Here is a 23203-nt window from a genome sequence, read left to right as displayed (position 1 = left end):
ATAGCACAATAAAAAAGTATTATGCCACTTAAAAATGTGATTTTAGACTAAAGACGTATATAATTAATAGATAATAGTCATTTTAAAGGACATGTGTAAAGTTACAGTAAAATTTCAATTAAAATTATAAAAATTAATTATGTCTAAAATATGAAAACATCATGAAAAAATATATAAAACAATGAGCGAATTAATTTAATTTTTATACACGCAGTCTATAATGTGAGGTAGGTGATATTTGTGAAAAGATTAACAAGTTTGGCAATGCAATATAAAATATATCCTATCTTTATGTTTATAGTTAGTACACTTTTAGCAATTACAGTTGTAGTACAAAATATTTCTATTGCAGAAATATTAAACGCAATGTTATTAAGCACTAATCATGATTTATTAAATATATTAATGTTTACATTAGTAGTTTTAATAGCACGTGCTACATTTAATACTATAAATCAAATGATAGGCAATCAAATGGCAGCGAAAGTTAAGCGTGATTTAAGAAAGCAACTTATTATAAAGCAATCCAAAGATCCAATTGGTGTGCAAATGAACACTTTAACCGAAAGTGTTGATGGTATTGTTCCTTTTTTTAATAGTTATTTCCCACAAGTATTTAAATCAATGATGATACCATTATTAATAATTATTGCTATGTGTTTTGTTCATTTAAATACGGCATTGATTATGATGGTCACAGCGCCTTTTATTCCACTTTTTTATATCATTTTTGGTTTGAAAACCCGTGATGAATCTAAAGATAAAATGACTTATTTAAATCAGTTTAGCCAACAATTTTTAAATAAAATAAAAGGTCTCATCACGTTAAAACTTTTTAATAGAACTGAACATACAGAAAAGGAACTTTATGAAGAAAGTACTACGTTTAGAGATTTAACGATGCGTATTTTAAGAAGCGCCTTTTTATCTGGCTTAATGCTTGAATTTATTAGTATGCTCGGTATTGGTTTAGTTGCGTTAGAGGCTGGTTTAGGTTTGATCTTATTTCATAATTTAGACTTTAAGACAGCGGCAATTGCGATTATATTGGCGCCAGAATTTTACAATTCAATTAAAGACCTTGGTCAGTCTTTCCACACTGGGAAACAAAGTGAAGGTTCTAGTGATGTGTTGTTTGAAGTGTTGGACAAGGAGAATAAAGATCCTAAACCTCAAATTCAAATTAACTTAAATCAGCGTGCTTTGATTCGATTAGACCAAGTGTATTTTAAATATAAAGACAGTTCTATGTATGCATTAAAAGATATTAATTTAAGTATAAGAAGTGGGGAGCATATCGCATTAATTGGAAAAAGTGGCGCAGGAAAATCAACATTAGCGCAACTGATTGCGCAAAATTTGGAAGCTAGTGGTGGCACGATTACTTACAAACAGAAAAATTTAAATATAGGGTTTCTTAGTCAGGCTCCTTATATTTTCAATGCATCTATACGAGATAATATAACGATGTTTCATCAAGTAGAGGAAGCACAAATATTACAAGTTTTAGATGATGTAGAATTAAAAGAAAAAGTGTTATCGCTAAAACATGGTTTAGACACAAGCATAGGTGAAGGTGGAGAGATGCTCTCAGGCGGACAAATGAGACGTATAGAGCTATCAAGAATATTATTGGGGCACCCAGACCTATTAATCTTTGATGAGCCAGCAACAGGCTTAGATGTGAAAACTGAAAATGTAATACAAAATGTGATTGAACAACAGTTTTCTAATATTACTATGATTACTATTGCGCATAGAGCTCATACAATTAAAAATGCAGACAGACGTATTTTGATTGAACAGGGCGTTTTAAAGTCAGGCGATATCCGTAAATCAAACGACCCTCAACAAGGCGGTGATGAACATGAAACCACGAATTAAATTTAGTATAGATAAGGATTTAATACTATCTATTTTAGTTGGTGTAGTCGGTAGTTTAGTCGCATTAGGTATGTTCTTTTTAAGTGGTTATATGATTACTCAAAGTGCTTTAGGAGCGCCACTGTTCGCACTGATGGTATTGATTGTTTCAGTGAAAATGTTTGGATTTCTTAGAGCCGTAGCGAGATATATTGAGAGACTACTTTCTCATAGAACGACATTTACAATGTTACGCGATGTGAGAGTTCAATTCTTCAAAAAGTTACTACCAGTTGTGCCGGATGTTTACCGAAAATTCAATTCTAGTGATCTGATTGCACGTATGATTGGTAGAGTAGAGTCTTTGCAAAACATATATTTAAGAGTTTACTATCCGCCTGTAGTCATCGGTTTAACAGCAATCGTCACAATGGTTACGATATTTTATTTTTCTTATATACATGCAGTGATTATTTGTTTGAGTATGATTGCTACGTTAATTGTTATCCCTTGGCTAAGTGCTAAAAGAGCACGTATATTAAAAAGACAAGTAAATGAAGTCCAAAGTGAATTTTTAAGTCAATTTTATGACTATAAAGAAGGGTACGATGAATTAACACGATTTAATCAAACGGAATATTATAAAAAGCAAGTTATAGAGCAATTAGATGCGTATGAAAGCGTACAAGCTAAAGAACAACGTTTTCTATCGCTTTATGAATATAGCTTGAATGTTGTAGCGATGATTGCATTATTTTTCACTTTATACTTAGGTGTTGTTCAAGTACAAAACCAACAATTAGATGTTGTGTATTTGACGAGTATTGTTTTAATGATGTTAACATTATTTGAACAAGCGATTCCAATGAGTAACGTGGCTTATTATAAAGCTGATACGGACCAAGCATTAACTGATATTAATGAGGTGATTGCACATCCAACGACACAAGGTGATGAATCTATGCAAATGGGAACGTCCGATGCATTGCCTTTAATGCAATTACGAGACGTTGATTTCAAGTATTGGAACCAGTCCACACCTGTATTATCCCAGATTCGCTTAGTCATAAACCAAGGAGAACACGTAGCGATAGTAGGACCGTCTGGTTCAGGTAAAAGCTCTTTATTACAACTTATGCTAGGTCTATATCAAAGCGATAAAGGGGAAATACTTTTACATCAACAACATATTTCTAAAATAGTAAATGAAGCTAAATATAGTTATATCAATGCACTCTTACAATCCCAACAATTGTTTGATGGTACTGTAAGAGAGAATTTATTTTCAGAACAAGAAGATGATGCCCTTAGAGAAGTATTAGACCGAATTGGATTAGCGCACATTAATTTAGATAGAGTGATTACACTTTCTGGTCAGACATTATCTGGAGGGGAAATACAAAGGTTGGCTTTAGCAAGACTATTATTAAAACCTGCTTCACTTTGGATACTTGATGAACCAACAACTGCTTTAGATGTTCATCATACCAATGTAGTTATGGATTTAGTCCATAAGCAAGCTGAAACTTTAGTTGTAGCTACGCATGATTTAAGGTTGTTACCAAATTTTGATAAAATCATTGTTATGCAAGAAGGTGCTATTCTAGAAGAAGGTAGTTATGAAACTTTAGCTACCAAAGAAAATGGCTATCTACAACAAATGCTTAAGATTAATGCTTCATAATGTTATGAATCATTATAAATTCTAAATTTTGTGGTTTTAACTTGGCTTAAAATTACCAAAATAGACCTTACTTTCAATTTTACGGAGGGCAAGAATTTAAGGGTTTCTAAGTCGAAAAATCAGTGGTATTGCAAACAAGGATGTTTAAGATTTATAGTTTACAGTATGAAGTTTTATAATAGTCAAAAAAGAGCTCAAACACCAAAGTGTTTGAGCTCTCTCTTTAAATCAAGTATATTTAAGGAATCATTTTGATATATCTTTGACCTTTAATGTAGGTAGAAAAGCTTATTTTGCTTTTTCTTCAGTAAAGGCATCGATTACTTTTGCAAGTAATCTATTTAATTCTTTAGATTCATCTTCATCAAGAGAAGATGCAACTGCAACATCTTGACATGCAGTATCTAATTCTGGACGAATTGCTTCGCTCTTATCAGTCAAATGAATAAATACTTCACGTTGATCAACTTCAGAACGTTCACGTTTGATTAGATCAACTTGTTCCATTCTCTTAAGTAATGGAGATACAGTACCAGTATCAAGCGCCAATTCTGTAACGACTTTTTTGACATTGACAGGTGATTCACCCCAAAGAATAGTAAGTACTAAAAATTGTGGGTATGTTAGTTTGTATTTCTTAAAGACATTATTTGAGTAGTAGCGATTTACTTGTCTTTGAGCGTTATACAAACTGAAACAAAGTTGTTCCTTTAAATTAAGTGGTTCAGACATAAGTTCTCCTCCAGACATTCTATCCGTTTTCTTTACTTTGCATCGGACCTGAATCCGTCTAACGTTGTGTGTGACACTTCCTCAAACATACTTTTGCACTGTGCCATGCTAAAATATAGCGTGTATAAAGTTTAGAAGATATCTAATATTTTATCAAGTGAAAGATTAATTATACGAAAAAATTATCTTTTACACAAACATTTAAATTTATGAAATGAGTGAGATTTTTGAAAAATATTAAACAGCCTAAAATAGCTATTACCGTAGTAACAGGTTTTTTAGGTAGTGGGAAAACAACTTTTCTCAGTAATTATGTAAAATATTTACTAAATAAAAATGAAAACCCAAGTATCATCGTAAATGAATACAGCAATTTAGATGTAGATAGCAATGCATTAAGCCATGATATAGAGGTTGCATCGATATTAAATGGTTGCATATGTTGTGACTTGCAACGGGATTTAATAAAACAATTAAAACATTTTATTAACAAAAGTGCAATGCACCATATTATAATTGAGGCGACGGGTATCGCACACCCAGTTGAAATTATTGCGGCTTGCCAAGATCCTGAAATCGTTGAACACCTTGCCACACCGGTAGTTATAGGCCTAGCAGATGCGCCGAGATTTTTGGCTAGAGCCCAATATACTAATAGTACAATACAATTGATGGAAGAACAATTACAAATAAGTCATGCAATTGTGGTCAATAAAATGGATTTGTTGGAAAGTGTTGAGTGCGATAAGATAAAAGAAATTGAAAAAATTAATCCACAAGCACCAAAATTTTATACATCATTTGCTGATTTAGATATGGATAACTTAGTTTTAACTACAGATGATAGTATGTCACCTTTAGGTCAATCAATGCATCATCATGGTATTAAGAGCATGCAGTATCAATTTACTGGACCAATTGATCGTCAATTATTCTATCAGTTTATTTTACGACTACCTGATAATGTTCTAAGATTAAAGGGATACGTCAAGTTTCATGATGCACCAAATGATATATATGAATTTCAATATGCATTTGGTTTGCCAGATTATGAAGTCATCGATACAACGATGCCGTTAACAATTGTATTGATTGGTGAACAAATAGATGAAAACCAACTGCGCAATAAATTGGATATGCTACAGTTCACTTGATTATTGAATAAAATAAAAAGGGTGTTGAAGATATATGAATAAAGTGAAAATTAATCAATACGTTTCTTTTTCGAATGTAATACAAGGATTTTGGAGAGCGAAAGACTGGAACTGGACACCTCAACAATTAAATAGATATTTGAATGAATTAGTTGAAAGAGGTATCACAACTATGGACCATGCTGATATTTATGGCTCATACAGTTGTGAAGGTATCTTTGGTGAAGCACTAAAACTATCACCACAACTGCGCAATCAAATTGAGATTGTAACTAAATGTGGTATCGTATTGCCATCAAGTCCACTTCATGAAACAAGTGGGCATCGCTATGATCATAGTAAAGCGCATATTATTCAATCTGTTGATCGTTCACTACAAAACTTACAAGTTGAACAACTAGATGCTCTGCTTATTCATAGACCATCACCTTTAATGGATCCTAACGAAGTGACTGAAGCAATAAAAGCATTAGTTAAACAAGGGAAAGTTAAGTCATTTGGTGTTTCGAACTTCAATAAATCTGAATACGATTTACTAAGTAAATGTCTAGTTTGTGATAAGTTGCATATCACTTTAAATCAACTGGAAGTGTCGCCATATACTTTAGATGCTATTGAAAATGGTATCATTAATCATATGTATAAAGATGATGTTAAAATTATGTCGTGGAGCCCTATGGCAGGTGGTAAATTATTCGATTTAGCAGACGAAAAATCTGCTAGAATCATGGCAGTTGTTTCCCCTTTAGCACAAAAATATAATGTAACCTCGAACGGTATCATTATGGCATGGTTAAATAAACACCCGGCATCACTCATGCCTGTGTTAGGCACACACAAAATTGAACGTATTGATGAAGCGGTTAATGGCTTGAAGGTGTCACTGACAGATCAAGAATGGTTTGATATTTATACGGCTTCTTTAGGTCATGACATCCCGTAGTTTAAAGTTTGAAGGAGTAAAGATAATGAATACACAGAACGAACAGCATCAATTAAATCAACATAAGTTTCAACGTAATTTTATTAATTTTCCGTTTTTAGGTTTTGCCTTAGTCATTGCAATATTAAATATTGTGTATCCTGATATTAATATAATGATGACACTTTTTGGACTATTTTTCTTTTATAATGGTGCTATTTTATTCATAGCATTTATTAAACATTATAAACGTACAATTGTTTTAGCATTGATACTAACAATTTTAAGTATGATTCTATTTGGCTTATCAATGTATTTATATGCGTTAACAAATAATCTATTTTAATACTTTGTTTTAACGACCTTTAGGAGGAAATGAATGGAACAGTGGATAACGCATTTTATGGAGCAACATGGCTATTTAGGTATAGGATTATTAATTTTTTTGGAAAATATATTTCCTCCAATACCATCTGAAATTATTTTAACGTTTGGTGGTTTTATGACAACCAAGTCTGATTTAGGCTTTATTGGTGTGACAATCACTTCAACGCTTGGTTCTGTTATTGGTGCTATTGTTCTCTATGGTATTGGCGCCTGGATTGGTGAACGAAACTTATATCGCTTTGTAAATCGTTACGGTAAGTTTTTACGTGTGAAAACCAAGGATATAGATAGAACGATTAATTGGTTTGAAAAGTATGGATATTGGACAATTTTCTTTTGTCGTTTTGTGCCACTGTTAAGAAGTTTAATTTCTATCCCAGCTGGTTTAACTCGAATGAATATACCTTTGTTTATTTTGTTTACCACACTTGGTACGTTAATTTGGAATATCGTGTTGATTTATTTAGGACAAGCTGTGGGCGGAAATTGGCATGCAATTGTTTACTACATGGATATCTATTCCAAAATTATTTATTTCGTTTTAATTGTTTTAGTCATTTTTATAATTTGGAAATGGATTAAAAGGCAAAAAACACATAAGTAAATTTGATAATTTAACTTAACGAAATGAAATCGTTATCGGTAGTTAGAGATGATATAATTTAAGTAACGTAATCACGAGATTGTATGAGGGAGTTGCTTTTATGACAAAACAAAAAGTTTCAATTATCGGTGGTGGCAATACGGGTGCAACATTGGCTTTTATTGTTGCTCAACAAGAGTTGGCTGACGTTGTACTGATTGACCGTCCAACAAATGAAGGTCAAGTTAAAGGGAAAGCACTAGATATTTTAGAAAGTAGTCCGGTCTATGGCTTTGATGTAAATGTAAAAGGATCCGTTGATTATACTGATACAAAAGATTCAGACGTTGTAGTGATTACAGCAGGTGTTCCACGTAAACCAGGAATGAGTCGTGATGATTTAGTACAGGTTAATGAGGCGGTTATGCATGATGTTACAAAAGAAATAGTCAAATATTCACCTGATTGTAAAATTATCGTACTTACAAATCCTGTAGATGCTATGACTTATTCAGTATTAAAAGCTTCTGGATTTCCGAAAGAGAGAGTAATAGGACAATCCGGTGTATTAGATACATCAAGATATCTAACGTTTATTGCTGAAGCTTTAAATGTTTCTATTAAAGATATCAAAGGTTTAGTATTAGGTGGTCATGGCGATACGATGGTTCCGTTAGTAGATTCAACTAATGTTAATGGTGTACCACTTCATAAACTACTTGATGCACAACAAATTGAGGCAATTGTTGAACGCACGCGTAAGGGTGGTGCAGAAATCGTAGAATTACTCGGAAATGGTTCAGCTTATTATGCGCCAGCTTCAGCAGTATACAGTATGATTGAAGCGATATTGAAGGACCAACATAGATTACTGCCTAGTATTGCACTACTAGAAGGGGAATATCAATTTACAGATATATGCTTAGGTGTTCCAACAATATTAAGTTCAAATGGTATTGAACGTATTGTAGATTTAAATTTATCTGATGATGAATATGAACAATTAAAAGTTTCTGCAGAGTCAGTTCAAGAAGTTAAACAAGCATTAAAGCTTTAAAATTTATGGCATAATACTATCATTTAAATTAGTGATTTATATATAACGCTTAAGTTAAGGGTTGGGGCATAATAACATGCCTCAGCCCTTAATTTTGATAACGATAAAGTAGTAATAAAGATTCGTTAATATAGGTTTGCTCAGCTAATAAAAGTATGAAAACCTGACAGAATGTAGTTGGTTTATTTAGAAAAATGAATAGATTATTAATCACATTATCTTAATGGATGAACCAATGTATATACACATAAAAAGCTGTCGACAAATGCTTTGGACTTGTCGACAGCTGAGTTCTATTTAGGAAAGAATATAAATTATTACATATATTTATAGGTATGAGACCGTTTGTTTATATTCATAAGAATAAATGCTTCGTAAATCTATTAAAATCTAAAGACACAAATATATAAAGTTACGTATTCAAAAAATGTCAATATATACATATATTTCAATCTTAATTTTACGTTGATAGGAACGCTCCAATTTGGGTAATGACGTTCATAATAAAATAGTTGTAGATAAAATAAACCAATACCTAACGGGAACAACATCAATATAATGCTATGAAGATATGAAAAACCTACATCATGTAATAAGTGTCCGATGATTAATTGACATAGAATTAAAACAATAATGAGAACTAAAATATTCAAAGTCATTTTACGCTACGCACTCCTTTCGCAAATAGGAATATGATCACTTGTAATGCAATAAGTAATAAAATAAAACGTAACGTATCAGTATTTAAGCTCGAAGATACTTCATTAAAAATACGAAGCGGTTCATGAATAAGATAAACTGAATGTAGACGTAAGAAGCGTCCAATAAATATACCGAGACCATTTAAGAACATCATAACTACAATAATTAATCTATTGAGCCAGAGATGTTGCGTGAATTGTTCCATTTCTAAAAACATTAGAATTAATAGGTAAATAGCTAGTAATACGGCAGATACAAGGAATGCAAAATATGCCCATTCACTAATTATTAAACCTTGATAGAAATTGAAATTAAACTGATTTAAATGTATTAAGTCGGTAATCATATACAAAGTATTTGGTACCATCAAGACAAAAATAAGTGTGAAAATAATGAATAATGGCCACTCATATTTGTACTTTGGTTTAAATAAATTTAACAGTAAGCATAGTTCAAACGGCACATACGCTAGAAATAGATTAAGCGTCATAAATTGGAAATAATTATTGAAAAATATTGAAACTAATATCAATATAAGGAAAATGCTTCTAGCGATATAACGCGCTTGCATAAATACACCTACTTTCTTTTTAATTAAGCGCTAATATAATAGATTACTAATGAATTGTAATTTGATTGTACATGAGTAAATGCAATCTAAAAGTTATTTTGTGCTAATAGGCGAAGATAAATATTAACCTATGTTTTTGAAATATGAGACTACATGATACATTTTTTAAATATAAATTTCAATTATTAACTTAAGCTATACACGTTAAACAAACAGATATAACTCTGTATTAGCGTGTTGAAGCATGTGATTTATAGGAGGATAAATGCAAGTATAAAAGCAGAGATGTTTCTATTATATTGAAACACCTCTGCTTATGCTTACTACTCATCTTGTTGATTGAGCGACGTTTAATCTAAAGTTATATTTCTTACTTTGACTAACAAATTATAAATCTAACAAGTTTAATCCAATTGTTTCATTGTGTTTGCGGTTTATATCTAAATTTGTCATTGTGATTACAATTTCTGCTGTAGCAGAAACGACGGCTTTAGTTAAGTGTCCACTCAGTGTTTCATATTGGTTAGTTCCGAATGTCGCATGTAAATGCGCAAAAGGCTTTTCGTCAATATGAGAAATATTACCCATTAAACTGATGAGCTCTAAAGGTTCATCGATGGTTTTCTTTTCATAAGTTTTGGTTTCTAAATTATAGAAGTTAAGTTCTGCGCTAGCACATGCACCGATGCCACTAACTGTACCAAATTGCCCACCTTGTTCTGCTGCAATATCTGTTACTGCAGATACAATGTCTTCACCTTGTTCTAATACTAAAACAATCGTCTTACCATCTACTTGATAAATCATAGGAAACCCCCATTCTGAAAATTAAATACATCTTTATTATACAAGTTATAATTACGATATTATATGATAGTGATTAGAAAATAAATTTTTTATTGTCATTTCTCATGAAACTGTTATAAAATGTTCTAATATTAGGATTGTTCTCGTATATTAGAGAATTGAAAGCCACTTTAAACAATTTATAAAAAGAAAGGAGCGAGCAACGTGAAGAAGCAGTTTATTATTTTATATTTTAATATTTTTCTTGTCTTTTTAGGTATTGGTTTAGTCGTTCCTGTGCTTCCTGTTTATTTAAAAGATTTAGGCTTAAAAGGTAGCGATTTAGGCATACTTGTAGCTGTATTTGCTTTAGCTCAAATGATTATCTCACCATTTGGTGGTACACTCGCAGATAAATTAGGTAAAAAGTTAATCATCTGTATTGGCTTAGGCCTGTTTGCGATTTCAGAATTCTTATTCGCTGCAAGTCATACGTTCTCACTTCTAATTGTTTCTAGAATACTTGGTGGATTTAGTGCAGGTATGGTTATGCCAGGTGTCACAGGCATGATTGCAGATATCTCTTCAGGTAGAGATAAAGCTAAAAACTTTGGATATATGTCAGCAATAATTAATTCTGGATTTATTTTAGGACCAGGGCTTGGTGGTTTATTAGCAGAAGTTTCACATAGATTACCATTCTATGTAGCGGGTTTTAGTGGCTGTTTAGCCTTAATACTTTCAATTATACTCATTAAAAATCCGAAACATGAAACGCAAGATGGATTTACTAAATATCAACCTGAGTTGCTAACAAAAATTGATTGGAAAGTTTTTCTCACGCCAATCATTTTAACGTTAGTATTAGCTTTCGGGTTGTCTTCATTTGAAACACTGTTTCCACTTTATACTGCAGACAAAGCACAATATTCTCCTATTGATATCTCGTTTGCTATCACAGGTGGCGGTATTTTAGGTGCAGTATTTCAAGTATTCTTCTTTGATAAGTTTATGAACTATTTTAAAGAATTAACGTTTATTACTTATTCATTACTATATTCAGCAATTATTCTACTAGCATTAACTTTTGTTCATGGCTATTGGTCGATCATGTTTATTAGCTTTATTGTTTTTATTGGCTTTGATATGATTCGTCCAGCCATTACAAATTATTTCTCGAATATAGCAGGTAATAGACAAGGTTTCGCAGGTGGATTAAATTCTACGTTTACTAGTATGGGGAATTTTATCGGTCCATTAGTTGCAGGTACATTATATGATATTAATTTTGAATTTCCATTATACATGTCGATATTCGTTATGGTTTTAGGTATGTTCGTCATCTTTATAGAGAGTCAGCTAAGATCACGCGTCAGAAAAACATAATTCAACGTAAGAAAGAACGAATAGATTATAATGTGAATGATATGTCCAGATCCTATATATGTTATAGGTGTTAGTGATATTTTTTGAAATAAATTTTGTTTTTAATAAAAGCGGGACAACAAAAGCTGATCACAGTCAATAGCTTTCGTTGCCCCGCTTTTTTACATAGGAATTTAATTGTATCAGCGGTGATATTTATATTATTTGTGTCGAATAAAGTGGTGAATATGACACTTGTATTAAATAAGATAGGCTTTACGTAATAAACATGTAATAAAGGTTACGATTCTTTTAAATTGTGTTCTATATAAGTTTTTCGTCAATAATCTGTGATAACATGATAGGAAATGTAATAATTGTAAGTAAGGGGATAAACTTGAAAAATTTAATTTTAACTATCATGGCTTTCCTTCTCGCTTGCTGTTTAGCTTTTCTTCTTTTTATAGCTACAAATCAACAAGCCTTAGCCAAAGTTCATGAAACCATTTCTAGTTTTTCTGTTGTGGATGAAATTGCAGAAGCTAAAGATGTAACTAAAGAAAAAAGTGAGAATCCGATAAAAGCAGCAACGAAAGAAGAAACAAATAAAGAACCATATAACGCTGAAAACTATAAACCGATTGCCAAATTGACAACACATGATTTAAAAGATGACGAAATTGGAAAAGCAAATTTACCTCCATTTTCCAATGCATTAAAAAAAGCACAAACAGTAGTGGATAAAGATAATAATGATTCAAACGCCTATAATGATTATGGTATAGATACAACATGCCAGGGCGCTCATTATTACATCTTTACATTTGAAAATAAAAGTAAGCCAAATACGTACTATCGCGTAACTGTAGATGAAGATAATAAAGCAAATGTTTTTGATAAATCTTATCAAATCAAACAGCAAAATGATAAACCTAATATCTCTCCTCAAGAATCTGAGGTTATAGCGCAAAAATATGCTATTGATGAACTAGGTCAAAATGCAGTATTAAAAGATGTAAAAGAATCGAAAGATGGAATGTTTTATACTTTCCATGAATATAAGAAGGAAAAAGACTATAAAGTTGTTGTGAATAAAACGGGAGATGTCATTCGCCAACCAGCACTTGATTAATCCTTAAAAGGTAGCCACACAAACGTTAACCCGTGACGTTTATGTGGCTCTTTTTTTACAAATGAAAAAAGTATTAAGTGAAACGTTTCAATGTTATGATAATATTAACGATTAAAATGAATAATGAAGCGTAGATTATATTCAATCAGTATATAAATTTTGTTTGAGAAAAGGATGAGCGTTTTGAGGAAAATAAAGAAAGCAATCATACCAGCTGCTGGTTTGGGTACGAGGTTTTTGCCGGCTACGAAAGCTATGCCGAAAGAAATGTTGCCAATCTTAGATAAACCGACAATTCAATATATCGTTGAAGAAGCGGCTCGTGCGGGTATTGAAGATATTATTATCGTAACAGGTAAACATAAAAGGGCTATCGAAGATCATTTTGATAATCAAAAAGAATTGGAAATGATTTTAGAAGAAAAAGATAAGCAAGCGTTACTTGAAAAAGTAAAATACTCTACAGAGCTTGCTAATATATTTTATGTTAGACAAAAAGAGCAAAAAGGATTAGGACATGCAATTTATTCCGCACGTCAATTTATAGGCAATGAACCTTTTGCAGTATTATTAGGTGATGATATAGTCGAATCTGACACGCCAGCGATTAAACAATTGATGAATGCATACGAAGAAACTGGGAAATCAGTGATTGGTGTCCAAGAAGTTGAAGAAAACTTAACGCATAGATATGGCATTATCGATCCTATGAAAAAGTCAGGTAGAAAATATGAAGTGGCGAAATTTGTTGAGAAGCCAAAACAAGGTACAGCGCCTTCTAATTTAGCCATCATGGGACGTTATGTATTGACTGCAGATATCTTCGATTACTTAGCGACGCAAGGTAAAGGCGCAGGTGGTGAAATCCAACTTACAGATGCAATTGAACGTTTAAACACTGACGATCAAGTTTATGCTTATGATTTTGAAGGTGAACGTTACGATGTTGGTGAAAAATTAGGATTTGTGAAAACTACGATTGAGTATGCTTTGAAAGATGAATCAATGCGTGATGAATTAGTAGATTTTATTAAACGTTTGAAAATAGATTAAATCCTTGCGCTAAAATCATTCAAACATCATAGATAAGGATAAAATCCGAGCATTTGTGCTGTAATATGTATCGACTGAAAGCGTTGATATACTATGAGGTGATGAAATGAAACAAAAGAAAACAAACGCGATGCGAATATTAGACAGACAAGCTATAGCTTATAGCGTGAATACATATGATATTAGTACACAACATATGGATGGGGAACATGTAGCACAAAAAGTAGGTGTTGACCCAGATCATGTATATAAAACACTTGTATTAGAAAATGCAGCGCATGAGTACTTCGTATTTATTATACCAGTAAATAAAACATTAGATATGAAAGCAGCAGCCCAGTCAGTGGCAGAAAAAAAGTTAAGCTTAATGCCGCTTGATCATTTAAAAAAAGTTACTGGTTATATTAGAGGTGGTTGTTCTCCAATAGGAATGAAGCGTCAGTATCCAACAGTAATTGAGCAAAATGCTGAAGCATTAGATTCAATATATATATAAGTGGTGGAGACCGAGGTGTTCAAATTAATATACATGTAAAAGATTTAATTGCAATAACGCAAGCACAGGTAATGCATATCACACAAGAGACAATGTAACAGGGATATAACATTGTGATTGAATAGATTTAATATACAAGTTAAAGTGTACTAGCCAGAAATTAGCTTTTTCTACTATAAAAGGTATGAATGTTAAAGCGTTTATTAACGGTGTATGTTAAGTCACTTTATAACCTCTATTTATAAGGTACTTCTTTAATTTACTTTAGCTGTATTTATTAAATGATACGTAACACATTATTTTAAAAAAGTATTTAGGTGTAAAATTACATATGGATGCGATGTAGTTTCAAGAGGCTCTTGAGGGAACAGGACAAACTGAACTACAGGCTAAATCGGTCTTTTAAGAAAGTGAGTCAACAATACGAAGTATTGAATATAAAAAATAGCACTCAGATGAATTGAATAAATTCATCTGAGTGCTATTTTTCTGTGGTTTATGTTCCAAGACCATGTTAAAAATGATGTTTATATTTGAGAGGGGTTTAGGTACAAATCTTTCTTTTATTAAATTTAATGTATACAAAATTAAAGCAGGAACATATATTAAGAACAAAATATAACGTAAATATGAAATTTCCAACTAATAATTGACTGTTTTTGATTGTTTTTGACAAAAAATGATTGAAAAAAGAAAGCGGAAACATTATAATGACAATGAGCTGAGGTGAATGTATGATAACGGAAAAGCGCCACGAGTTAATTTTGACTGAATTGTCAAAAAAAGATTTTTTAACATTACAAGAATTAATCGATCGAACTGGCTGTAGTGCCTCGACAATTCGCCGTGATTTATCAAAGCTACAAAATTTTGGGAAATTAAAAAGATTGCATGGAGGCGCGACACTCAATCAATCATCAGTGTTAGAGCCTAATCTGGCAGATAAACGAGGTACTAATTTAAAAGAAAAACAAGAAATTGGCAGAATCGCTGCGGGTCAAATTGAAGACTGCGACTGTGTGTTTTTGGACGCAGGATCTACTACACTCGAAATGATTCCTTTTATTAACGCAAGTGACATAATCGTAGTGACAAATGGTCTAACGCATGTTGAGGAGCTCCTTAAATATGGGATTAGAACTTTGATAATTGGTGGGGAAGTTAAATCCACTACATTTGCTACAGTCGGTGCGAGCGCATTAGAAACATTGAAGCGTTATCGCTTTGACAAAGTATTTTTGGGAATGAATGGTATCGATTTAAAATATGGTTTAACAACACCTGATGAACAAGAAGCCATCATTAAGCATCATGCCATGGAATTAGGAACACAAGTTTATGTATTAATCGACCATGCTAAATATGAAAAAGTTTATTTTGCTCATGTCCCGTTAGAAGCTAATGTATCACTTATTACATCTAACAAGGCAATGACAAATAAATATTTTAGATTATTTGCTGAGAAATATAACTTTATTGGAGGAACATTATGATTTATACAGTTACATTTAATCCTTCTATTGACTACATTATGTTTGCAAGTGATTTTGAACTTAATGGGTTAAATCGTGCTACAGAAACATATAAATTTGCTGGTGGCAAAGGTATTAATGTTTCCAGAGTATTAAAGACGTTAGGCGTACAATCTACTGCACTTGGTTTTGCAGGAGGCTTTCCAGGACAATTTATTGCAGACACCTTAACAAAAGCAAATATTATCACTGATTTTGTCCAAGTAGATGAGGACACGAGAATTAACGTTAAATTAAAAACGGGTGAAGAAACTGAAATTAATGCACCAGGTCCAGAAATTTCGAATATGCAGTTTGAAACGTTATTATCGCAAATCAAAGAGACAACCGAGAAAGATACAGTGATTGTTGCTGGTAGTATTCCTAAAAGTGTGCCTAATGATGCATATGAACAAATAGGTAAGATTACAAAAGCAACAGGCGCACAACTAGTCGTAGACGCTGAAAAGGATTTAGTTGAATCTGTATTAAAATATAATCCGTTATTTATTAAACCTAATAAAGATGAATTAGAAGTAATGTTTAATACTACAATTGATTCTGATCAAAAAGTAATTCAATTTGCACGTGAAATTTTAGCAAAAGGTGCTAAATCTGTAATTATCTCATTGGGAGGAGAAGGAGCCGTATATGTCGATGAACAATACAGTTATAAAGCAAGTGTACCAAATGGTCATGTTGTAAATACTGTTGGCTCTGGAGATAGTACGGTAGCAGGCATGGTTGCAGGTTTAGAAGCTGGTCTGACAATTGAAGAAGCATTTAAACAAGCTGTGTCAGCAGGTACTGCTACAGCATTTAATGATGATTTAGCTACGAAAACTGCAATTGAAGACATTAAAACACAAGTTGTGATTACGACACTAGACGGGAGTGAATAATATGAGAATTACCGAATTATTAACAAAAGATACAATTGCAATGGACCTTTCTTCAACAGAAAAGAATGGTGTCATTGACGAACTAGTTAATCAATTAGATAAAGCTGGAAAACTAAATGATGTGACTGCTTTTAAAGAAGCAATCCATAATCGTGAATCTCAAAGTACAACAGGTATTGGTGAAGGTATAGCGATACCTCATGCTAAGGTTTCAGCAGTTACTACACCAGCAATTGCATTTGGGAAATCAAAAGCAGGTGTAGATTATCAAAGTTTAGATATGCAACCAGCACAATTATTCTTTATGATTGCTGCACCGGAAGGCGGAGCACAAACACATTTAGATGCATTAGCTAAATTGTCAGGTATTCTGATGGACGAAAAAGTTCGTGAATCATTACTTCATGCCAATTCACCTGAAGAAGTATTACAAATTATAGATGAAGCTGATGATGAAGCAACTGAAGAAGAAGCATCTGAAGAGGCGGCTCAAGGTATTGCCACAGATAATGAGAATTCAAGTGAACCATACGTTTTAGCAGTAACAGCATGTCCAACAGGTATTGCGCATACTTATATGGCACGTGACGCTTTGAAAAAACAAGCTGAGAAAATGAATGTTAAGATTAAAGTTGAAACAAATGGCTCAGGCGGCATAAAAAATCACCTTACAGATGAAGATATTCAACGTGCTGCAGGTGTTATTGTAGCCGCTGACGTACATGTTGAGACAGATCGTTTTGAAGGTAAAAACGTTGTAGAAGTACCGGTTGCAGATGGTATAAAACGACCAGAAGAATTAATTAACTTGGCGCAAGATACATCTCGTAAGCCATTTGTAGCGCGTAGTGGCAATAAGGCGAGTGGTCAATCAACAAGCAATGAAAAACAAGGTGTTGGTAAAACGATATACAAACATTTAATGAATGGTGTATCTAATATGTTACCGCTTGTTATTGCTGGTGGTATTTTGATGGCAATTGCGTTCTTATTTGGTGCTAATTCTTTTGATCCAAAAAGTTCAGAATATAATGCTTTTGCTGAACAATTATGGAATATAGGTAATAAGAGTGCATTCATGCTAATTATTCCGATACTTGCTGGTTACATTGCGCGCAGTATTGCAGATAAACCAGGATTTGCAGCAGGTCTTGTCGGTGGTGTCCTAGCAAGCACAGGCGATTCAGGATTTATTGGTGGCATTCTTGCAGGTTTCTTAGCAGGTTACTTAACATTAGGTATTAAAAAATTATGTTCAGGTATGCCTCAATCATTAGAAGGTTTAAAACCAACACTTATTTTCCCAGTACTTTCAGTTACAATCACAGGATTATTAATGATTTATGTCATTAATCCACCAGCATCATGGCTGAATAATACATTATTGAACGGATTAGAAAGTTTATCAGGTACAAACATCATGTTACTTGGTTTAGTTGTTGGTGCAATGATGGCCATTGACATGGGTGGTCCATTTAATAAGGCTGCTTATGTATTCTCTGTAGCAGCGTTGACAAGTGGTAATGCTGCTCCGATTACGGCAGCAATGATTGGTGGTATGGTTCCTCCAATTGCTATTGCAACAGCAATGGTTCTCTTCCGTAAGAAATTTACAAAAGAACAAAAAGGTTCTGTACTACCGAACTATATCATGGGCTTATCATTTATAACGGAAGGTGCTATTCCATTTGCAGCTGCTGACCCAATTCGAGTTATACCTTCAATGATGGTTGGATCTGGTGTGGCTGGTGCTATTGCGTTAGGACTTGGTTCTGCAATTCAAGCACCACATGGTGGTATTATCGTTATATTAGGTACAGACTTTGGTCACGTACTTCAATCATTAATTGCAATTATTATCGGTTCATTAGTTGCAGCAATTATCTACGGTTTATTAAAACCTAAGTTAACACAAGACGAAATTCATACTTCTGAAGCTATGAATGATTAAAATATACGTTTGATAGCAATTAAGAAAAGCCAGAAAATACTCATTTAATTGAGTTCATTTTCTGGCTTTTTATATGATATGACTAGAAGTGAAAAGTTTTGAATATAATTAAGTGATTGAATTTGGTAAAATATTAATAAAGTTGCAAAGAAATTAATGAGATTAAATTAACGTAAAGAAGGTAGAAAAATGAGTGAATATGTTATTGCAAATGGACGCATTTATACTGAAAACGAAACGATAGAACAAGGCTACATTTTGGTTGAAGATGGCAAAATTATACAAATTACTGAAGGTGAATATCAAGGAGACTTAACAACCATAGATGTAAAAGGGCAACATGTGTTACCTGGTTTTATTGATATACATATGCATGGTGGCTATGGCGAAGACGCTATGGACGCTTCATTTGAAGGTTTAAAGCATTTATCAGAATCATTATTATCGGAAGGTACAACGAGTTTCTTGGCTACAACAATGACGCAGTCTGATGACAATATTATCAAAGCTTTAAAAAATATTGTGAACTATCAAGCACAACAAGATTCATTAAATGCAGCTAGTATTGTAGGGATACATCTAGAAGGACCATTTATATCTGAGTATAAAGTAGGTGCTCAAAATCCAGCATACGTTCAACGTCCTTCAGTTGAAAAAGTACAACAATTTCAAGAAATTGCTAACAATCAAATAAAAGTAATGACATTTGCACCAGAAGTAGAAGGTGCAGATGAAACCTTATCAACATTACATGATCAAATTAATTTTTCTATTGGTCATACAGTGGCAACATTTGATGAAGTAAACGAAGCGGTAGCACATGGTGCGAAGCATGTGACACATCTTTATAATGCCGGTACAGCATTCGAACATAGAAACCCAGGTTTATCTGGTGCTGCTTGGGTAAACGATGAGCTTAGTACAGAATCAATCGTTGATGGCATTCATTCACATCCCGCGTCAATAAAAATAGCCTATAAACAAAAAGGGAATAAACGTTTCTTTTTGATTACTGATGCTATGAGGGCAAAAGGTATGCCAGATGGTGAATATGATTTAGGTGGACAGAATGTTATAGTTAAAGGTTCAGAAGCAAGACTGACGTCTGGTGCGCTTGCAGGTAGTATCTTGAAAATGAATGAAGGCTTAAAGAACTTAATTGAATTTACAGGAGCGTCATTAGATGACTTGTGGCGTGTAACGAGTTTAAACCAAGCAATTGCATTGAAGATTGAAGGTGACAAAGGAAGTATAGCTATAGGGAAAGACGCAGATATTGTAGTTGTCGATGATGATATTCAAGTTTTAACAACTATTAAATCAGGTAAAGTGCACAACTTTAACTCATAATTGCTGTGGCTAAAAAATTTTTAAAAATTGACTTTAACATAGATTTACGTTTCAATAATGAATTAGAATAACGAAATTATTGATTGCAAAAATTACAAGAAATGTTCATTTTGTGATAAGATAAAAGAAATGCGTATTTTTAGGGAGGTGTCACAATGGGAAGGATGTAGTAAGTCAAAATGTAATCATTAATAATATAAATACTTATGTTCGGTCACCTATTGTGACACGATATTTTGGAGGTGAATCCCTAGAAATAGGGAACTAATTGGAAACTGTGACCATAATGAATTTAGTAATATTTTTTCTTTTAATAGCATTAACAACGGTATTCGTAGGCTCGGAATTCGCTTTGGTAAAAGTCCGCAGTTCTAGAATTGATCAACTTGCATCGGAAGGTAATGGTAGCGCACGTGTAGTTAAAAAAATGATTAAAAATCTGGACTATTATTTATCTGCATGTCAACTCGGTATTACCGTAACATCTTTAGGATTAGGTTGGTTAGGTGAACCGACTTTTAATAAACTATTGCACCCGTTATTCGAAGCGCTCCATTTGCCAGATCCGTTAACGACAACAATATCATTTATTGTTTCATTTATTATTGTAACCTATTTACATGTAGTGCTCGGTGAATTAGCACCTAAAACGCTAGCAATACAACATACTGAAAAATTAGCACTGTTCTATTCAAGACCATTATTTTATTTTGGTGTTATTATGAAACCTTTGATTTGGTTAATGAATGGTTCAGCGAGAATGATTATTCGTATGTTTGGCGTTGATCCTGATGCTAATAATGACGCAATGTCAGAAGAAGAAATAAAAATAATAATCAACAATAGCTATAATGGTGGAGAGATTAATCAGACTGAATTAGCTTATATGCAAAATATCTTTTCATTTGATGAAAGACAAGCTAAAGATATTATGGTGCCGCGTACGCAAATGATAACGATGAATGAACCATTTAACGTGGATGAATTGTTAGATACAATCAAAAAACATCAATTTACGCGTTATCCTATTACAGCTGATGGCGATAAAGACCATGTAAAAGGTTTTATTAATGTGAAAGAGTTTTTAACTGAATATGCTTCAGGTAAACAAATGAAAGTTAGTAATTATGTACATGACTTACCTATGATTTCAGAAACAACACGTATTAGTGACGCACTAGTCCGTATGCAAAGAGAACATGTCCATATTTCTCTTATCATAGATGAATATGGTGGTACAGCTGGTATCTTAACAATGGAAGATATCTTAGAAGAAATTGTTGGTGAAATTCGAGATGAATTCGATGATGATGAAGTCAATGATATTGTGAAAATAACTGACAGTAGATATCAAATCAATGGTCGTGTATTATTAGACGATCTTCAAGATCAACTAGATATTGAATTTGAAGATTCAGAGGACATTGATACAATTGGTGGTTGGTTACAGGCACACAATACGAATTTACAACAGAATGATTATGTTGATACAGAATATGATAGATGGGTTATTTCTGAAATTGATAACCATCAAATCATTACTGTTATTTTAGAATTAGAATATCATAAAAATAGACCAACACTAGAAGAAGAAGTCGAGGAAGAAGAAAACAATTAAAATACACTTGTTAATATAGAAGCATCATATTAATGATGAAGCGGGAGAGAAATCAATTTTTGATAAAATGATTTCTCTCCTGTTTTTTGTATTGATAATAAAGTTAAAAAAGATTCGTCGAAGACGTTTTGGTTAATTTTGAGGTTTCATATTTCAATAGACTTTTCTTAATAGGAGAACTCAATATACAGCAAGTAATCAAGTTCAAAAGCCTTACATGTTGTACACTGTTAAAGATAAAAGTGATAGATAGTATATTTTTATATCTATGCGTATTAAAATAAAGATATTACTTATACAAATAAAGTAATCGGAAAGGGGATTAACAATGATAGAAGACGTATATTATTTGAATAATGGATACCCAATGCCTAAAGTTGGTTTAGGTGTTTATAAAATTACAGAAGAAGAGATGGATCAAGCTGTGACAGCAGCGTTAGAAGCTGGGTACCGTGCATTTGATACAGCTTATTTCTATAAAAATGAAATTGCATTAGGTAATGCATTGAAAAAATCAGACGTACCTAGAGAAGATCTATTTATTACATCTAAATTATGGAATGACTATCAAGGGTATGATCAAACGATTGAATTCTTTACCAAATCAATTGAAAACCTTGGTACTGATTACTTAGATTTATTCTTAATACATTGGCCATGTGAAGCGGATGGGTTGTTTATTGAGAGTTATAAAGCAATGGAGAAATTATATGAAGAGGGACGTATCCGTGCCATTGGCGTATGTAACTTTAACCAACATCATTTAGAAGAGCTTATGGAAGCAACTGAAGTTGTACCTGCTGTGAATCAGATAGAAGTGCACCCTAATTTCAACCAACAAGCATTACAAGAATATTGTGATAACCATGATATTGCAGTTACTGCTTGGATGCCGTTAATGCGAAATAGAGGGTTGCTTGAATATGATGTCATTACAAAATTAGCTGAACGTTATAATAAAACACCAGCTCAAATTGTACTACGTTGGCATCTAGCGCATAATAGACTAGTGATTCCAAAGTCTAAGACGCCTGAACGTATTAAAGAAAATTATGATATCTTTGATTTTAATTTAGAACTTACTGATATTGCTGAAATTGATAGCTTAAATAAAGATGAGCGACAAGGCAATGATCCTGATAAGGTTCGTATAGGCACATTAAAATAATTTTGAAAGAGACTATGTATTCAATTCATTTCTGAATACATAGTCTCTTCTTTATTGTGTTGATGGTTTTTATTTTCAAATAATGGAAATAATTGATAGACTTAAAGTAACAATTTATAACTTTTATAAGTTTATATTTCAGTCAATATTAGCATTTTGATTAAAAATTCAATGGATGAATGATTTTTTTATTTTTTAAAAATCATCTTGAAATTA

The 23203-nt window shown here is 32.7% G+C and carries 20 protein-coding genes and 1 pseudogene; 17 read left to right on the top strand and 4 right to left on the bottom strand.

The genetic code is table 11. The features are described 5' to 3' along the window. Positions 1–240: 240 nt before the first annotated feature. Positions 241–1884: an ABC transporter ATP-binding protein/permease gene (locus LG295_RS11115; RefSeq protein ID WP_107558304.1), complete on the top strand. Its 1644-nt coding sequence runs from the start codon at positions 241–243 to the stop codon at positions 1882–1884. Beyond that, positions 1868–3547: a thiol reductant ABC exporter subunit CydC gene (gene cydC / locus LG295_RS11110; RefSeq protein WP_107530486.1), complete on the top strand. Its 1680-nt coding sequence runs from the start codon at positions 1868–1870 to the stop codon at positions 3545–3547. The genes LG295_RS11115 and cydC overlap by 17 nt, the downstream gene beginning before the upstream one ends. Positions 3548–3835: 288 nt before the next feature. Here the strand turns inward: cydC and LG295_RS11105 are convergent, their stop codons facing one another. Then, entirely contained in the window at positions 3836–4279 is a 444-nt protein-coding gene (locus LG295_RS11105; protein ID WP_017722569.1) for a MarR family winged helix-turn-helix transcriptional regulator, read from the bottom strand. A gap of 227 nt (positions 4280–4506) precedes the next feature. On the opposite strand from LG295_RS11105, the gene LG295_RS11100 reads away from it, so the two are divergent. The 5 genes from LG295_RS11100 (at position 4507) to mdh (ending at position 8382) form a co-directional block, all read left to right on the top strand. Continuing rightward, positions 4507–5433, top strand: a complete 927-nt coding sequence (locus LG295_RS11100) for a GTP-binding protein (protein WP_318833087.1) — start codon at positions 4507–4509, stop codon at positions 5431–5433. A 34-nt stretch (positions 5434–5467) separates the two neighbouring features. Beyond that, complete coding sequence (locus LG295_RS11095) at positions 5468–6376, top strand: aldo/keto reductase (protein WP_318833086.1); 909 nt, start codon at positions 5468–5470, stop codon at positions 6374–6376. 25 nt (positions 6377–6401) lie between these two features. Then, positions 6402–6701 (top strand): hypothetical protein, encoded by a 300-nt coding sequence (locus LG295_RS11090; RefSeq protein ID WP_107554499.1) that lies wholly within the window; start codon positions 6402–6404, stop codon positions 6699–6701. A gap of 33 nt (positions 6702–6734) precedes the next feature. Beyond that, positions 6735–7346: a DedA family protein gene (locus tag LG295_RS11085; RefSeq protein WP_107530482.1), complete on the top strand. Its 612-nt coding sequence runs from the start codon at positions 6735–6737 to the stop codon at positions 7344–7346. A gap of 100 nt (positions 7347–7446) precedes the next feature. Continuing rightward, a complete protein-coding gene (mdh, locus tag LG295_RS11080; protein WP_107530481.1) occupies positions 7447–8382 on the top strand; it encodes a malate dehydrogenase in 936 nt (311 codons plus the stop codon). Between the two features lie 383 nt (positions 8383–8765). Here mdh and LG295_RS11075 read toward each other — a convergent pair whose 3' ends face one another. The 3 genes from LG295_RS11075 to LG295_RS11065 form a co-directional block, all read right to left on the bottom strand. Beyond that, complete coding sequence (locus LG295_RS11075; RefSeq protein ID WP_107530480.1) at positions 8766–9041, bottom strand: hypothetical protein; 276 nt, start codon at positions 9039–9041, stop codon at positions 8766–8768. Further along, entirely contained in the window at positions 9038–9655 is a 618-nt protein-coding gene (locus LG295_RS11070) for a DUF1361 domain-containing protein (RefSeq protein ID WP_318833085.1), read from the bottom strand. The genes LG295_RS11075 and LG295_RS11070 overlap by 4 nt, the downstream gene beginning before the upstream one ends. A 387-nt stretch (positions 9656–10042) precedes the next feature. After that, positions 10043–10462 carry a PPC domain-containing DNA-binding protein gene (locus tag LG295_RS11065; RefSeq protein WP_107530478.1) on the bottom strand — a complete coding sequence of 140 codons (420 nt, stop codon included), beginning with the start codon at positions 10460–10462 and terminating at the stop codon, positions 10043–10045. 204 nt (positions 10463–10666) lie between these two features. Here LG295_RS11065 and norA point away from each other — a divergent pair, with 204 nt between their 5' ends. The 10 genes and pseudogenes from norA (at position 10667) to LG295_RS11015 (ending at position 22987) form a co-directional block, all read left to right on the top strand. Beyond that, on the top strand, positions 10667–11827 hold the full coding sequence (gene norA / locus LG295_RS11060; RefSeq protein ID WP_318833084.1) for a multidrug efflux MFS transporter NorA: 1161 nt from the start codon (positions 10667–10669) through the stop codon (positions 11825–11827). 376 nt (positions 11828–12203) lie between these two features. After that, on the top strand, positions 12204–12938 hold the full coding sequence (locus LG295_RS11055; protein ID WP_318833083.1) for a hypothetical protein: 735 nt from the start codon (positions 12204–12206) through the stop codon (positions 12936–12938). Between the two features lie 183 nt (positions 12939–13121). Beyond that, positions 13122–13991 (top strand): UTP--glucose-1-phosphate uridylyltransferase GalU, encoded by an 870-nt coding sequence (galU, locus tag LG295_RS11050; RefSeq protein ID WP_107530475.1) that lies wholly within the window; start codon positions 13122–13124, stop codon positions 13989–13991. Between the two features lie 106 nt (positions 13992–14097). Then, positions 14098–14585 (top strand): annotated as a pseudogene (ybaK, locus tag LG295_RS11045) (Cys-tRNA(Pro) deacylase). 636 nt (positions 14586–15221) lie between these two features. Continuing rightward, entirely contained in the window at positions 15222–15980 is a 759-nt protein-coding gene (locus LG295_RS11040) for a DeoR/GlpR family DNA-binding transcription regulator (protein WP_107530473.1), read from the top strand. Next, the gene (gene pfkB / locus LG295_RS11035; protein WP_318833081.1) at positions 15977–16900 is read left to right on the top strand and encodes a 1-phosphofructokinase; all 924 of its coding nucleotides are present in this window, start codon (positions 15977–15979) and stop codon (positions 16898–16900) included. The genes LG295_RS11040 and pfkB overlap by 4 nt, the downstream gene beginning before the upstream one ends. A gap of 1 nt (position 16901) precedes the next feature. After that, positions 16902–18851, top strand: a complete 1950-nt coding sequence (locus tag LG295_RS11030; protein ID WP_318833080.1) for a fructose-specific PTS transporter subunit EIIC — start codon at positions 16902–16904, stop codon at positions 18849–18851. A gap of 189 nt (positions 18852–19040) precedes the next feature. Then, the gene (nagA, locus tag LG295_RS11025) at positions 19041–20201 is read left to right on the top strand and encodes an N-acetylglucosamine-6-phosphate deacetylase (RefSeq protein ID WP_318833079.1); all 1161 of its coding nucleotides are present in this window, start codon (positions 19041–19043) and stop codon (positions 20199–20201) included. Positions 20202–20469: 268 nt separating this feature from the next. Further along, positions 20470–21819 (top strand): hemolysin family protein, encoded by a 1350-nt coding sequence (locus LG295_RS11020; RefSeq protein ID WP_107530469.1) that lies wholly within the window; start codon positions 20470–20472, stop codon positions 21817–21819. Between the two features lie 328 nt (positions 21820–22147). After that, positions 22148–22987, top strand: a complete 840-nt coding sequence (locus LG295_RS11015) for an aldo/keto reductase (RefSeq protein ID WP_107557894.1) — start codon at positions 22148–22150, stop codon at positions 22985–22987. The last annotated feature ends 216 nt before the right edge of the window (positions 22988–23203 follow it).

This window comes from Staphylococcus pseudoxylosus, from assembly GCF_044794325.1.
Classification (GTDB): Bacteria; Bacillota; Bacilli; order Staphylococcales; family Staphylococcaceae; genus Staphylococcus; species Staphylococcus pseudoxylosus.
Note: the sequence above shows the minus strand (reverse complement) of the source record. Positions and strands in the feature narration are given on the sequence as shown.